This window comes from Paenibacillus wynnii (genome assembly GCF_030812855.1).
Lineage (GTDB): Bacteria > Bacillota > Bacilli > Paenibacillales > Paenibacillaceae > Paenibacillus_AQ > Paenibacillus_AQ wynnii_A.
The window spans coordinates 1-13435 of sequence record NZ_JAUSTK010000004.1 but is presented as its reverse complement, the minus strand read 5'-3'; the positions used below and the strand labels follow the sequence as shown (position 1 = coordinate 13435).

15 protein-coding genes are annotated in these 13435 nt (G+C 46.8%); 13 read left to right on the top strand and 2 right to left on the bottom strand.

What is annotated here, in order from left to right:
• Nucleotides 1-22 precede the first annotated feature (22 nt).
• The 3 genes from J2T20_RS05360 to trmD all read left to right on the top strand — a co-directional run bounded on the left by J2T20_RS05360 (nucleotide 23) and on the right by trmD (nucleotide 1631).
• The gene (locus J2T20_RS05360; RefSeq protein WP_307586320.1) at nucleotides 23-253 is read left to right on the top strand and encodes a KH domain-containing protein; all 231 of its coding nucleotides are present in this window, start codon (nucleotides 23-25) and stop codon (nucleotides 251-253) included.
• A gap of 104 nt (nucleotides 254-357) precedes the next feature.
• Entirely contained in the window at nucleotides 358-882 is a 525-nt protein-coding gene (gene rimM, locus J2T20_RS05355; RefSeq protein ID WP_307586318.1) for a ribosome maturation factor RimM, read from the top strand.
• Nucleotides 882-1631, top strand: coding sequence for a tRNA (guanosine(37)-N1)-methyltransferase TrmD (gene trmD, locus J2T20_RS05350; RefSeq protein WP_307586772.1), 750 nt, complete (start codon nucleotides 882-884; stop codon nucleotides 1629-1631). Before rimM ends, trmD begins: the two co-directional genes overlap by 1 nt.
• Before the next feature lie 1167 nt (nucleotides 1632-2798).
• On the opposite strand, the gene J2T20_RS05345 is transcribed toward trmD, so the two are convergent.
• Complete coding sequence (locus J2T20_RS05345) at nucleotides 2799-3740, bottom strand: hypothetical protein (protein ID WP_307586316.1); 942 nt, start codon at nucleotides 3738-3740, stop codon at nucleotides 2799-2801.
• 270 nt (nucleotides 3741-4010) lie between these two features.
• Between J2T20_RS05345 and J2T20_RS05340 the strand changes: the two genes are divergently transcribed.
• The 10 genes from J2T20_RS05340 to J2T20_RS05295 all read left to right on the top strand — a co-directional run bounded on the left by J2T20_RS05340 (nucleotide 4011) and on the right by J2T20_RS05295 (nucleotide 11484).
• A complete protein-coding gene (locus J2T20_RS05340; RefSeq protein ID WP_307586314.1) occupies nucleotides 4011-4298 on the top strand; it encodes a hypothetical protein in 288 nt (95 codons plus the stop codon).
• 155 nt (nucleotides 4299-4453) lie between these two features.
• A complete protein-coding gene (rplS, locus tag J2T20_RS05335; protein WP_307586311.1) occupies nucleotides 4454-4798 on the top strand; it encodes a 50S ribosomal protein L19 in 345 nt (114 codons plus the stop codon).
• A gap of 197 nt (nucleotides 4799-4995) precedes the next feature.
• Entirely contained in the window at nucleotides 4996-5616 is a 621-nt protein-coding gene (lepB, locus tag J2T20_RS05330; RefSeq protein ID WP_307586309.1) for a signal peptidase I, read from the top strand.
• A gap of 28 nt (nucleotides 5617-5644) precedes the next feature.
• Nucleotides 5645-6505, top strand: coding sequence for a ribosome biogenesis GTPase YlqF (gene ylqF, locus J2T20_RS05325; protein ID WP_307586307.1), 861 nt, complete (start codon nucleotides 5645-5647; stop codon nucleotides 6503-6505).
• A 161-nt stretch (nucleotides 6506-6666) separates the two neighbouring features.
• Entirely contained in the window at nucleotides 6667-7338 is a 672-nt protein-coding gene (locus tag J2T20_RS05320) for a ribonuclease HII (RefSeq protein WP_307586305.1), read from the top strand.
• Between the two features lie 107 nt (nucleotides 7339-7445).
• A complete protein-coding gene (locus tag J2T20_RS05315) occupies nucleotides 7446-9611 on the top strand; it encodes a DNA ligase (RefSeq protein WP_307586302.1) in 2166 nt (721 codons plus the stop codon).
• Nucleotides 9608-9910 (top strand): EscU/YscU/HrcU family type III secretion system export apparatus switch protein, encoded by a 303-nt coding sequence (locus J2T20_RS05310; protein WP_307586299.1) that lies wholly within the window; start codon nucleotides 9608-9610, stop codon nucleotides 9908-9910. Before J2T20_RS05315 ends, J2T20_RS05310 begins: the two co-directional genes overlap by 4 nt.
• Nucleotides 9907-10293: a YraN family protein gene (locus J2T20_RS05305; protein ID WP_307586297.1), complete on the top strand. Its 387-nt coding sequence runs from the start codon at nucleotides 9907-9909 to the stop codon at nucleotides 10291-10293. The genes J2T20_RS05310 and J2T20_RS05305 overlap by 4 nt, the downstream gene beginning before the upstream one ends.
• Nucleotides 10294-10438: 145 nt before the next feature.
• Nucleotides 10439-10840 carry a hypothetical protein gene (locus J2T20_RS05300; RefSeq protein ID WP_307586295.1) on the top strand — a complete coding sequence of 134 codons (402 nt, stop codon included), beginning with the start codon at nucleotides 10439-10441 and terminating at the stop codon, nucleotides 10838-10840.
• Between the two features lie 134 nt (nucleotides 10841-10974).
• Entirely contained in the window at nucleotides 10975-11484 is a 510-nt protein-coding gene (locus J2T20_RS05295; RefSeq protein WP_307586293.1) for a metallophosphoesterase, read from the top strand.
• Between the two features lie 23 nt (nucleotides 11485-11507).
• Here J2T20_RS05295 and J2T20_RS05290 read toward each other — a convergent pair whose 3' ends face one another.
• On the bottom strand, nucleotides 11508-13235 hold the full coding sequence (locus J2T20_RS05290; RefSeq protein WP_307586291.1) for a YifB family Mg chelatase-like AAA ATPase: 1728 nt from the start codon (nucleotides 13233-13235) through the stop codon (nucleotides 11508-11510).
• Nucleotides 13236-13435 lie beyond the last annotated feature (200 nt).

Here is a 13435-nt window from a genome sequence, read left to right as displayed (position 1 = left end):
ACTGAATGTGAGGGTGTCCTCTATGGAAGAATTAGTTGGAGTTATTGCTAAGGCTTTAGTGGATCATCCAGATGATGTGACTGTACGGACCGTTGAGAAGGATCACCTGATTGTATATGAACTGTCCGTACATCCTGATGATGTAGGGAAAGTCATCGGCAAACAGGGACGGATCGCGAAGGCGCTACGTACGGTAGTCACATCTGCAGCAGTCAAAAGCGATAAACGTGTAACTGTAGATATTTTATCTTAAGTAGATCGCACAATGAGGGGCTCGGGATAGTATATCCCAGCCCCTTTTTGTTCTATTATATAGAGTAAGAAGGATTAATGAACGTTGCTAAAGGAGAGGTTCACATGACGGAAGATTTATTAACCGTAGGCAGACTGGCAAATACACACGGGATTCGCGGAGAAGTAAAAATATTGTCTTATTCTGATTTCCCCGAAGTGCGTTTTGCACCCGGCAAAAAGCTACTCGTGGTGCCGGAGAATGGGAGTGCTTTTGATGTAATCGTGGAATCCACACGCGAACATAAAGGGATGTATATTACAAAGCTTAAAGGTTATACCAATATCAACCAAGTGGAGAAATATAAAGGCAGCCTGTTAAAGGTGCCAAGCACTGATTTGGTGGAACTGCCGGATAACGAATATTACTTCCATCAGATTATTGGATGTGCGGTTTATACAGACGAGCCAGGTACAGAGCCGCTGGGTATGATCACTGAGATTTTGACCCCGGGAGCTAATCATGTATGGGTTGTCAAACCTTCTAAAGGGGCTGATATCCTTATTCCGGTTATTGACGAGGTCGTGCTTGATGTGGATGTACAAGCTCGCCGTGTAACGATTCATCTTATGGAAGGGCTGCTGTCATGATAAGAATTGATGTGCTGACGCTGTTTCCTGAAATGTGTGAAGGCGTTTTTGGCACAAGTATTCTTGGCAAAGCCCGTGATAAAGGCATTGTATCGTTGAATGCTGTCAATTTTCGTGATTTTTCCGGCAATAAACATAATACGGTAGATGACACTCCCTATGGCGGAGGCGGAGGGATGGTTCTGAAGCCCGATCCGATCTTTGCGGCGGTTGAACACCTGTTGTCCCCTTTACCCGCTGAAGAAGCTGTTAAACCGCGTATTATCCTTATGTGTCCTCAAGGCAAGACCTATACCCAGAAAATAGCTGAGGAGCTGGCTCAAGAGCAGCACCTTATCTTTATTTGCGGGCATTATGAGGGGTATGACGAGCGAATCCGCGAGCATCTGGTAACGGATGAACTTTCCATTGGCGATTATGTACTTACCGGCGGCGAACTCCCGGCTATGACCGTTATTGATTCCATTGTCCGCCTTCAGCCTGGAGCGTTAGGCAATGAGACATCTGCAGTATCTGATTCGTTCAGCACGGGACTGCTCGAGTATCCACACTATACGCGCCCAGCGGAGTTTCGCGGCTGGAAGGTACCGGATATGCTGCTAAGTGGACATCATGCCAATATCGATGTGTGGCGGCGTGAGCAGGCGCTGCAGCGTACCTTAGAACGCCGGCCTGATCTGTTAGAGACAGCAGAACTGACCCCGAAGGATAAACAGATTCTGGAGCGGTTAAAAGGCAGTAGTTCCTAATACGTAGATCTTAATACAATTTTTATAGTTTAAAACTTAAGCACTTTATTGACGTGATCTCACGTTAGTAAAGTGTTTTTTTTTATATCCGCAGAAACGTAAAAAAAGTTTTTGAGATTTGTCATCAAAAGAAATATCGGTGCATATACTGATAAAGTGTGTTAGCAAGCTGATTTTTGGGTAATAAGTAGTGTAGCAGATTAACACATGCAGCTATGTTGCATTTTATTAACGAAAGGAATGAACCGGAGTGACTACGAAAACGCGCGAAGAATTCAAGCAGAACGTGGACGCTGTCCAAAAAGAAGCGGAGCAGCTCCGTACTGTGAGTGATATTATCGATTTTTATAAAAATCGTAAATCTTAAAAATTCCATTGAGAAATAATTTTTCATTGGAATAACCACATAGGATGAGAAATAAACCATTAAGGTCAGGTGAACTGCATGTTCGCGGCTTTAATGGTTTATTTTGTTGTAGGGTATTAAGATTTAATCTGTAAAGTGACTCGATTCGGCTAATGTGAGGGGGGATATTACGAAATCAAAGGTAAAAGTGTACTTGAAAGGGCTAGTATAAGGGGAAATCGCGAAACCAAATGTAAAAGTGCACTTGAACTGGCAGGTATGAGAGGAAATCGCGAAACCAAATGTAAAAGTGCACTTGAACTGGCAGGTATGAGGGGAAAACATGAAATCAAAGGTAAAAGTGCACTTGGATCGGCTGGTATGAGAGGAAATCGCGAAATCAAATGTAAAAGTGCACTTGGATCGGCTGGTATGAGAGGAAATCGCGAAATCAAATGTAAAAGTGCACTTGAATCGGCAGGTATGAGAGGAAATCGCGAAACCAAATGTAAAAGTGCACTTGAATGGGCTCGTGTGTGGGGATATCACGAAATCAAATGTAAAAAGGCCATGAAAAAGACCGTCCGAAGACGGTCTCTCTACCCGGGGCGCTATTTAAAGCTTGTAAGGCCTTGATCCGTATCCCGCGCCACCAACGTAAATATTATTGATTGTTGGTTCGGGTAAGGGATACGTTCAACATGTCATGCTTGATGTGAACGCACCTCCTTTCCTTGTAGGGAGAGTATAGCACAGCCCAGTAGAAATATCCATAAAATTTTAAAGAAAATTAAGTATTTAAAAATAATAGATTCATAGTATCAATTATCAATCGTAATCGCACCGATGGAGGAGGATAATGAGATTAAGGGTCCGCCGCCATTGATCTCACTTTTACCATCCTCCGCCCCGTTTATAACACCAAGTTCACTCTCAATTTCAAGGCTGCATTGAAGTGATTTTGCTAGCGATGCGGATATGCTTCCAATATCTGTTTTGACCTTAAGACTGCTCTTAGCCTTCATATCGGCAATGTCCAGATGAATACTGCCGGTATTAGATTCTACTGTAGATTTTCCTGTAAACGCTGCTCCTGATATTTTTACAGCTCCTACATTGCTGACAATACGGTAGGTTCCTTGCAGATCATGAAGTTGTACCTCGCCCACATTATTAGTGATTTGGTACATATCTACGCTCTCGGGGACTTCTATACTATAATCTATACTGAAATTGGAGTAGTCGAATTTGTCTTGAGCCCAAGTCCACAGATCCTTTTTCGGATTGTTCTTTACATGTGTCGATGCGGTTATTTTGTCACCATTCAACTGGATCGATACTTCTGCATTGTCCATGATTTCCTGACGGTCAGCCTCATGATTGGAATTGTTGTCGAACCAGATCGTAGTATTCACAATGATCTGATTACCTGATGCAGGTTTTACTTCAATCGTTCCCACAGGATTATTGATGCTCAGAACTGTTGAGCTGCCTACTTCCTTAGCTGCAGATAACTTTTTGCTGATTCCCTTGGTTATGATGTGCTCAGATAATTTAATTGCAGAATCCTCTACCGTCTGCTCCAGGCCGGCTGCCGCTTCGCCTAGATCCTGCTGAAGTGCAGTCCCAAGATCCTGTCGAACTTCGTTTTCTCCAATGAGTTCCCAATTGTTGTCCGCTTTGCCAGGGAGCTGTGTACAACCCGCCAGCAGTACCATAGATAACACAACTGCTGCAAGTATCGGCTTATAATTTTGTCTCATTTAGTAAATCCTCCTTATTATATGGTCATTCTTAGTGTTGAATGTTATGTACTATGATTCTGTACTTATATCAGTATATGAGATGGGAATTTATTGGAAAAGGGGCTGAGGGAGGAATTACATACTGGACTTTAGACCAGGATACTTCGATACAGCACCAAAGTTTAACGGAGGAAGTTAATCTGTAGCAAATTCGCTTGTCCCTCTAAAAAAGGTTATCTTATAATAGAGAATATATTTCAAATGCCGTAAGAGAGAAGGTATGGCAAAATGCGATACGCCGTTATTATGTTCCTACTACTAGTATTATTGGCATTCATTTATTTTTTTAACCGCCGAAGAAGAGACCAGAAAGCGGATCAGCGTGTCTCCAAAAATAATGTTATCTCCATGGACAGGCACCGCAATACCAAGAGAAAAAGCGGGGAACAGCCCTGCTCCTCCTGTAAAAAGAAAAATGGAAAGCTAATATTCTACGCCCAGGACAACGGTACAGTGGTCGGATTATGCAAGGACTGCCGTACAAAGGCGAAGAAGCAAGATATGTTACCCATTTAATAGATAAATATAATAATATAAGTTGAAATAAATATTCCATTATGGTATTATTATTTCTGTTGTGTGGAATACGGTGGTCCTCTGCGGATAATGATGGAGAGCTAAGTTCTCTCTGGAAGAGGCATGAACACCTGTACGGAAGGAGGAAGTCATAAATGAATATCCTACAAGCTATTACGCAAGAGCAACTTCGCAAAGATCTCCCTAATTTTCGTCCGGGTGACACTTTGAAAGTGCATGTAAAAGTTATCGAGGGAACTCGTGAGCGTATCCAGTTGTTCGAAGGCGTTGTAATCAAACGTCGCGGCGGTGGAATCGGTGAGACTTTTACAGTTCGTAAAATCTCTTACGGTGTTGGTGTGGAAAGAACTTTCCCATTCAACTCGCCTAAAATCGAAAAAATCGAAGTATCCCGTCGTGGTAAGGTTCGTCGTGCGAAACTTTACTATCTTCGTGAACTACGCGGTAAAGCAGCAAGAATTAAAGAAATCCGTCGCTAGTATAGTGACAAAAGGAAGGGGCTTGATTTCAAGTCCCTTTCGTTTTATCAAAATACAAAGAATTACTATTCATAATAGAGCGCTGGGGAATGGCTTCTCCAAAAAGGCCTCCTGAAGGAGTATCTGTGGAGGGGTTTTTGGCGGGAGTTTTTTTTGTGTTGAATAGTAATGTCAGTATAAGGAGAGGATGGTGAACTATGCAGCAGGATTTGCCGCAGGGACCAGGGGAGACTGGAGAGTCTAGCCAGCAGCTTCCTCCCAAGCAGAAAAATGAAGTGTTGGAATGGTTGAAGGCTATTGCGATTGCTTTAGTACTGGTTGTTCTGATTCGCTGGCTTTTGTTCAAACCGTTTATTGTAGACGGGCCTTCCATGAAGCCCAATTTCCATACCGGAGAACGGGTAATTGTTAACGAGATTTTATACGATATTAGATCTCCTAAGAGGGGTGAGGTCATCGTATTCCATGTGCCGTCAGAGGGCAGAGATTTCATTAAGCGGGTAATTGGTGTGGCTGGTGATAAGGTGAAAGTAGAAGGGGATGTCGTTACAGTTAACGGTGAACCGGTGAACGAAACTTATATTCAAGGTGCGATCGATGATTCGCATAAAAATAACGCTTTGTATAATGATAAGAACTTCCCTAACGAAAAATTCACGGACGGCACTGTGCCGGAAGGGCATATATTCGTAATGGGCGATAACCGCTCAGATAGTACAGACAGCCGGATGATCGGCTTTGTACCTTTGAGGGATATAGTGGGACGGGCAGATTTAATATTCTGGCCTGTGAAAGATATTGAATTGATTAACCATTAATGTATAGAAGTCAAAGGAGGTGACGGCAATGGCCATACAATGGTTTCCTGGTCATATGACGAAGGCTAGACGGCAAATCGAGGCTAAGCTGAAACTGATTGACGTTGCAATAGAACTACTCGATTCCCGTCTTCCTCTTTCCAGTCGCAATCCGATGATTGATGATATTTTGCGGGACAAGCCAAGGCTTATTATATTGAATAAAGCCGATTTAGCGGATCCGGAAGCAACACGGAAGTGGTTGGCATACTTTAAGGCAGAAGGACATGTCGCACATCCTGTAGATGCTTCTACTGGAACAGGTATTAAAGAAATTCCGGAGCAGGTCAAACTGCTCCTAAAGGAAAAGATTGATCGGCAAATTGCTAAAGGTATGAACCCGAGGCCTTCCCGTGCTCTTATCGTCGGTATCCCTAACGTAGGGAAGTCTACATTGATCAACAAAATGGCCGGGAGGCACATTGCTGCGGTCGGTGACCGTCCCGGTGTAACCAAAGGTCAACAATGGATCAAGACTGGTGGAAATTTGGAGCTGCTGGATACCCCGGGTATTCTGTGGCCGAAGTTCGAGGATCAAGAGGTGGGTTACCGTCTGGCGGTAACGGGTGCCATCAAAGAGGAAATCCTCAATATTGAGGAAATTGCTTTTTATGCAGTGAAGTATCTGGTTAAGGATTACGGATCCAGATTTAAAGAGCGCTTCGGAATTGAGAAGCTTCCTGAAGATTTGGAGAATCCGGATGAGATCGTGGCTGTTTTAGAAGCTATAGGACGTAAGCGTGGTTGTCTGATCAGCGGCGGACGGGTAGATCTTGAAAAGGCCTCCCGAACACTTTTGCATGAGCTGCGTGAAGGTAAGCTTGGCCGTTTTACGCTGGAGACTCCATAAACCAGCGCTACATAGAACGGGAAATAAAGTTGTAAATGGATGGAAGAGCCAGCCGATTGTCGGTTGGCTCTTTTTTTATTTTTCTTGTCTAAAAGTCACTTTTTGAACAATTTAACAAGACTATAGAGGGATGACCCCATAAGCGTTCCTATGGTAAGCTGATGTGTAAGCGTTTTGGAGAATTTATAATTGGCGGTGAAGGTAAAGTGAGTACTATTGATATGCTGTTATATGAAAAAGAGTGCTGGGAGCAGTCTTTTCGCCACATTGCTGGTGTAGATGAAGTGGGTCGGGGTTGTTTATTCGGAGATGTTGTGGCGGCGGCCGTTATTTTACCGGAGGGACTTATTATTGAGGGTGTGGATGATTCCAAAAAGCTGTCTGCCAAGAAAAGAGATGCCTTATTTGAAGTTATTATGGAGCAAGCTCTGGCAGTCGGCGTGGGGCATGTGGATTCCCGTGTGATCGATGAGATTAATATAAAACAGGCTTCAAGATTAGCTATGAAAAAAGCGATTGAGGGCTTAAATCAGGTCCCGGATTATATGCTGGTTGACGCCGAAAAGGTAGATTTGCCTCTCCCTCAGCGGGCTATTATTAAAGGGGATGCGAACAGCCAGTCGATTGCTGCTGCATCTATTGTGGCCAAAGTAACGAGAGACAGACTATGTGAAGGTTTGTGGCATGAGTGGTATCCGGATTATGGAATTGCGATACATAAGGGGTATGCGACCAAATTGCATAGGGAACAAATTACGACTCTAGGGGCGACACCGATGCATCGGCGCAGTTTTCTAGGGAGAATAATGGCAGAACAGCAGACCCTTTTTTAGAGTGAAACAAAATGAGAGTCATATGCCGATATAAATACTAAAGATAATAGGATAAAAGATAAAAGTTAGTAGATAGAAAGAATGTTGAATAGAAGGGAGGGTGCAGAATGAACATTGGATCCATGATTCGTGGACTTCTCGGAGATAGCAAGGTGGGAGAACCGAAATCGTTAGAACTAAAAGAAGGGCAGATTGTGCGTGGTGTCGTTCTTAGTGTATCGGAATCGGGTAAAGAAGCGGTTGTCCAGATCCAAGGCACCCCGGTTCGTGCGGAACTGGAAACACCGTTGCAGGTAGGGCAAACGATGAATCTTCAGGTGTCTCCTCCCGGCGAGGGAGGTCTTCCCGTATTAAAGGCCGTATCCATGGGTGAAGCTGCTTTGGTCTCTCCGCAAAGTATGGGCGAAGCGTTGGAAACTTTGGGTCTATCAGATGCTAAAGCAGGTCGTGAAATTGTACAGGCGATGCAGGCCGGGGGAGTTCCTCTTACCAAGGAAACTGCGGAGATGCTGAAAGCAGTCATGAATGCCAAGCCTGCGGGAGTTCCGACAGAGCAGTGGCTGGAAGCCGCAGTTATCTCCGTTAAAAGAGGGCTGCCAGTTACAGCTGAGAGTGTAAAGGGATTGCAGCAAGCTGTCTTTGGACCGCAGCTTCATCAGCTGTTAGCCAATTTGGAGGAGCAGTTAAATGTATGGGTAGGGCAAAAGAATGGAGGCGGAGAAGGAGCGACATTAACAGGTGTTCCTATCCTTCCTTCTTCTGAGGCCGAGATTACAAATAGTATGCCGAAAGCTTCAAGCACAGGGGAAACAGCATTACTAACGGCAGCGGACGATGGAGTCTCAGACTCAAGCACAGGGAAGTTACCCCTGAACAGCTTGGAGAAAGGTATTACATCATCCAAAGGAACGGGAGCTGTCCCTACCGGAAACGGTGATGTGAGTCAAGCGGTAAACCTAACGGATGAGGCCTCGGACGGAGGGCGTAATCTACCTAGCGGGGTTCGTACTGGAGCGGGGGAATCCGCAGTTACTATTGGCAATGGGTTTACTCAAGTCCCGAATGGTTCTGCAGCGGTGGGAGCTCCAGGAACCTTAGCAGGGAGTAGTCCAGCGAGTCAATTGCAGGATATGAACGGTATATCCGGTGCGGAAAAAGGCAATGTGAATTCAGCTAGTAATCTCCCTGTAGGTAAAAGTGCCGAGGGTGCTGGGATTGCAACTACAGCAGTTAAAGTTGCTGGAGATGGAGGTGGTTCTTCCGCAGCAGTGAAAGATCCGACTGCTGGAGTCACTACAGGGGCCGCTGGCAACCTTACAGCGGTTATGGAGGGTGCTGGCAATCGTACAGCTCCATCCGCTCCTGCCCTGCTCGCGAAGCTGCAGGGCGTGCTTACGGAGCTGCGCGGCACCCTGCCGCAGCTCGCCGCTGTCCCGCTCGCTGCCGCGGCGGGACAAGAACCGGCCCCCGCTGCGGGGACACCGCGCGTGGGGGACAGCCCTGCAGCCGCTGCGCAGCCGCTGCAGGGCGCACCCGCTCCCGCCCACGACACGGAGTCGTGGGTGGGGCGGGTGCTGAAGCTGCTCGGTGCGGAGCACGAGCAGCAGGCCGTACGCGGCGGGGCAGCCATCGCCGCAGAGGCGCGTCCCGTGGCGGCAGGCACCGCCACGGATGGGCGTTCAGCGCCGATGTCATCGGCGCTGAACGCTTCTGTCGGCGAGGGAGAGAACGCCGACACGCTAAAGGGCGTGCTGCTGCAAGTACTGGGCAGCAGCGAGGTTCCGCCGGCTCTCAAGGAAGCCGCCAGTCAACTGGTGCAGCATATGACCGGTCAGCAGTTGCTGCTGAACACGGACCGTACGGCACCTTTTGCTCAGGTGACCCTGTTTTTGCCCCTTCAAGGGCCGAATGGGGAAGAGACAGCATCCGTCCATATTCAATCTAGACGGGGACGGAAGGGCGAACTCGATGCGGCAAATTGCCGACTATGGTTCGATCTGGACATGAAGCGGCTGGGTCAGACACTTGTTGACGTTCAGGTGGTGGATCATATCGTAAGCTTGAAGCTTCATAATAATGAACCTTGGGTCCTGGAACTGCTGGAGAACCGGCGTGATGAGATCAAAGCAGCGGTAGAATCAATTGGATACCAGCTGTCAGGACTCAAAACAGAGCCGCTCCCCGTTCTTAAAGCAACCGATTCTGATAAAAATCTTGGGAAGCTTACTGATTTTGTTCCCGATTCCTATAAAGGGGTGGATTATCGGATATGAATGAGCAGCCCGATCAGGTTTCACAAAGACTCAAAAAAGCAGTCGCTCTCAAATACACTCCCGGCCAAAGTGAAGCTCCGATAGTAGTAGCCAAGGGTCAAGGAGCTGTGGCGGATATTATATTGCAGAAAGCTAAGGAGAATGGTGTTGCTGTACAGGAGGATGCCGCATTGGTAGAGGTGCTGTCGAAGTTGGATCTTGACCAGCAAATACCGGCTGAACTTTATCAGCTGGTGGCCGAGGTACTGAGCTATGTTTATCAAAGCGACCGGGCAGCGGGGGCGCGGAAGTTGAAATGAACAATCTGACTCCTGGAGCGAAATATAACCGCAAACAGAAGGGAAATGCCGCTGAAGAAGCTGCTGCTCAATATTTATCTTCCTTAGGCTATGAAATCATTGAACGGAATTGGCGATGCCGTAGCGGTGAGATTGACATTATTGCCTGGGAACGGGGTCGTCTTATTTTTGTGGAGGTACGCAGCCGTAGTAATAGAACTTTACAGGGAAGTCCGGAAGAGTCAGTAAACGTTCGCAAAATACAACAAGTACGCAGCGTAGCGGAATTTTATTTGTATATAAAACGCCAACCGGAGGGTCCTCTTTCTTTCGATGTAATCAGTGTGATATTGAATAGCGATTTGAGCGTGGCCTCATTGAACCATATCAGGGAAGCCTTTTAGGCTGAGATCTGTATGGATTTGGTGAAATATCGACAATTATTTTGTAAAAGATCAATCAGGCCCGCTTCAAATGGGTCATTTCCAAAAAGAAATGGGTAAACAGTTAGTGTACTTTTTCAAAGCCAAGTAAAGGTGGGCTGTCCGAGTGAACGAAAAACCCTTTGAAATCCAAGTGAGTTTTGCATGTCAGCATTGTGAACGGAAAATTGAAGTGGTATTCAGCGGGGAGCCTGTGTCCGTTGTATGCTGCCCGGATTGCCGTAAAACATTTACCGTCATGCGGCCAACTGTGGCCGAAGAAATATTGATTGATTGGGAAAATGAAGCCATGTTCCAAAAAATTCGTGCGGATAAGACGCAGTCCAATAATAGCAGTTTAATGGCACTGGTTATACAAGTGGTGGAACTCTTAACCTGGCGAGATAAAGGCGATGGACAGGTTGAGGCCATTAGAGCTATGCGTGAATGGCTCATTGAGAATGAATCGGTATCACCCATTGCAGAATTTATCCAGATTGCTGATAAACGACGTCGATTCCGCAAATGATAGGTAATGAAGTGAACACCCTGTATAAAGCTCCGAGCTTCCCCAGATATTGGAGAGCCGGAGCTTTTTTACATTAGCGCCTCATAGTACAATGGCTAAGAAGACTGAAGGGATCGAAAGGGGATTTGTTAACAATGGGTAATGTACTCTTTACATCAGATCACCATTTTGGGCATAAGCATATTATTGATTTTGAATCCCGTCCGTTTTCAGATGTGGAGCAGATGAATGAATTCATGATAGAAAGCTGGAATTCTGTTGTAGGAAAAGAGGATCAGGTTTTTCATCTGGGTGATTTTTCATTTCTGAACAAGGAAGCTACAAAGGCAATTCTCGCAAGACTAAACGGCTACAAAATACTGATCATGGGTAACCACGATCGTGGCAGGGGTCGGGATTGGTGGCTTGATGCAGGTTTTGGTGAAGTGTCTGCATATCCGCTGATTTATAAGGATTTCTTCATTCTCTCCCATGAACCTATGTACATGAACAAGCATATGCCTTTCGTAAATGTGCACGGTCATATTCATGGTCAGAAATATGAGGGCAACAGTTATTTCAATATTTGTGTGGAGCACTGGGACTATAAGCCGCTGACCTTTGAAGAAATCAGAGCAGCGGTGGTTCCAAGTGAAGAGGGGTAATTGATTTACCATTCTTGATGAGGTTACTCCTCAACCGACACTTGCCGATCCAAATTGCGGTATTGAACAGCTTCCGCCAGATGCGCGGAGGTAATTTCAGAGGCGCCGTCCAGATCGGCGATGGTACGTGACAGCTTGATAATGCGATCATGCGCGCGCATGCTAAGCCCTAGCGTTTCCAAGATATGATGAAGCATTTCTGCTTCTTCCGCTCCAAGTCCGGCAAAACGGCGAAGGGCTGTACCGGATAATTCACTATTCCAGGATATGGATAGATTCTTGTACCGCTGCATTTGGATGATCTGTGCTGCAGCTACATGAGCCCGCATTTCCATAGAAGAGAGAACAGGCCCTTGGCGGTCCAATTCTTTAGGTCGGGGTACATCAACCTGCAGGTCGATACGATCAAGCAGCGGCCCTGATATTTTGGACCGATACAGAGCTATACGAGCAGGACTGCAGGTACACCGCTGTTGCGGATTTCCGCTTCCCAGAAATCCGCAATGACACGGATTCATCGAACAAGCCAGCATGAACTGGGAGGGAAAAGTAAAAGCCGCCCTTGCCCGGCTAATTGTGACCAAGCCATCCTCAAGAGGCTGGCGCAATACCTCCAGAACGTTGCGAGAGAACTCCGGGAGCTCGTCCAGAAACAGAAGCCCTCGATGAGCAAGGCTGACCTCTCCCGGTTTGGGGATTCCGCCACCTCCAATGAGTCCAGCGGCCGATATCGTATGGTGAGGTGAACGAAAGGGGCGGCTGCGCAGCAGTCCGCTGTGAGCATCCTTCAGCTTACCGGCAGCGCTGAATATTTTGGTGACCTCCAGTGCTTCGCTGTCAGAGAGAGGAGGCAGAATGCCGGGCAGGCGTTTAATCAGCATCGTTTTTCCTGTTCCGGGAGGGCCAATGAGTAGAATGTTATGCATTCCGGCTGCAGCAATGGTTAAGGCTCTTTTGACATGATATTGTCCAATTACATCACTGTAATCGTCATCCATCTCGGATTCGGGAGAGGAGCTGGCGGAGGGGAGGGATATTTGGGGTATATATTTCAAATGTTCCAATGAAAGAGCTAAGACAGGCGGCTGTTCTTTGGTAGCTGAACCAAGGCTGGTGGTAACAGGGAATCCCATAGAAGAGGTTGCTGTTGTCTGATGTTCTTGCTCTATACTTATAGCCCCTGTATGTTGCTTATATGATCCATGTTCACCTACAGAATTCCTATCCGTATCGGGCGGCGGAGTAACTTGGCCCGGGTCAGGCAACTCTCTCAGATGATCGGCGGCATACACAGTCATGCCGCTGATGAGTGAAGCTTCCGCTGCGTTCCCGCGCGGAAGGAGTACGGCCCGAAAGCCTGCCCGACGGGCGGCTTCCACCATCGGCAGCACACCGGTCACTGACCGCAGGCTGCCGTCTAGAGCAAGCTCTCCGATCAGCAGCATCTCCCCGGCAGCAGGCATGACAAGCTGGCTGCTTGTCGTGAGGATGCCCAGGGCGATGGCTAGATCGAAGGCCGAGCCTTCCTTGCGCAGGTCCGCCGGCGCAAGGTTGATAGTGATACGCTGCTGAGGATAGCGGTACCCGCAGTTTTTTACAGCAGCCCGAACCCGTTCTACCGCCTCACGAATGGCGGAGTCGGGCAAACCGATAATATTCGTCTGAGGCAATCCGTTCGCCAAATCTATTTCGACCCCGATCATTACGCCCTCTATACCATATAAACATGCACTGTGCATTTTTCCATACATAACAAAAAAACACCTCTTCTCTGGGATTGAGCCCTATGCGGGCTGTAAGGTTCCAGAAAAAGGGTGCTTCCTCATCTTCCGATTTTTAAACTTTGTTATTTTATTATGGCTCTTTCTCGAAATCAGTGCTTGATTTTCCGTTTACGTCACTGTGCCGGGAACGATTTCGATTTAACTTCGCCTGATGTTTCACCGGGTTT

Coding starts and splice junctions, on each gene's coding strand:
- J2T20_RS05290 (WP_307586291.1), bottom strand. CDS start 13,235: ATGTATGGAAAAATGCACAGTGCATGTTTATATGGTATAGAGGGCGTA.
- rimM (WP_307586318.1), top strand. CDS start 358: ATGACGGAAGATTTATTAACCGTAGGCAGACTGGCAAATACACACGGG.
- lepB (WP_307586309.1), top strand. CDS start 4,996: ATGCAGCAGGATTTGCCGCAGGGACCAGGGGAGACTGGAGAGTCTAGC.
- J2T20_RS05360 (WP_307586320.1), top strand. CDS start 23: ATGGAAGAATTAGTTGGAGTTATTGCTAAGGCTTTAGTGGATCATCCA.
- ylqF (WP_307586307.1), top strand. CDS start 5,645: ATGGCCATACAATGGTTTCCTGGTCATATGACGAAGGCTAGACGGCAA.
- rplS (WP_307586311.1), top strand. CDS start 4,454: ATGAATATCCTACAAGCTATTACGCAAGAGCAACTTCGCAAAGATCTC.
- J2T20_RS05340 (WP_307586314.1), top strand. CDS start 4,011: ATGCGATACGCCGTTATTATGTTCCTACTACTAGTATTATTGGCATTC.
- J2T20_RS05320 (WP_307586305.1), top strand. CDS start 6,667: ATGTGTAAGCGTTTTGGAGAATTTATAATTGGCGGTGAAGGTAAAGTG.
- J2T20_RS05305 (WP_307586297.1), top strand. CDS start 9,907: ATGAACAATCTGACTCCTGGAGCGAAATATAACCGCAAACAGAAGGGA.
- J2T20_RS05310 (WP_307586299.1), top strand. CDS start 9,608: ATGAATGAGCAGCCCGATCAGGTTTCACAAAGACTCAAAAAAGCAGTC.
- J2T20_RS05315 (WP_307586302.1), top strand. CDS start 7,446: ATGAACATTGGATCCATGATTCGTGGACTTCTCGGAGATAGCAAGGTG.
- J2T20_RS05295 (WP_307586293.1), top strand. CDS start 10,975: ATGGGTAATGTACTCTTTACATCAGATCACCATTTTGGGCATAAGCAT.
- J2T20_RS05345 (WP_307586316.1), bottom strand. CDS start 3,740: ATGAGACAAAATTATAAGCCGATACTTGCAGCAGTTGTGTTATCTATG.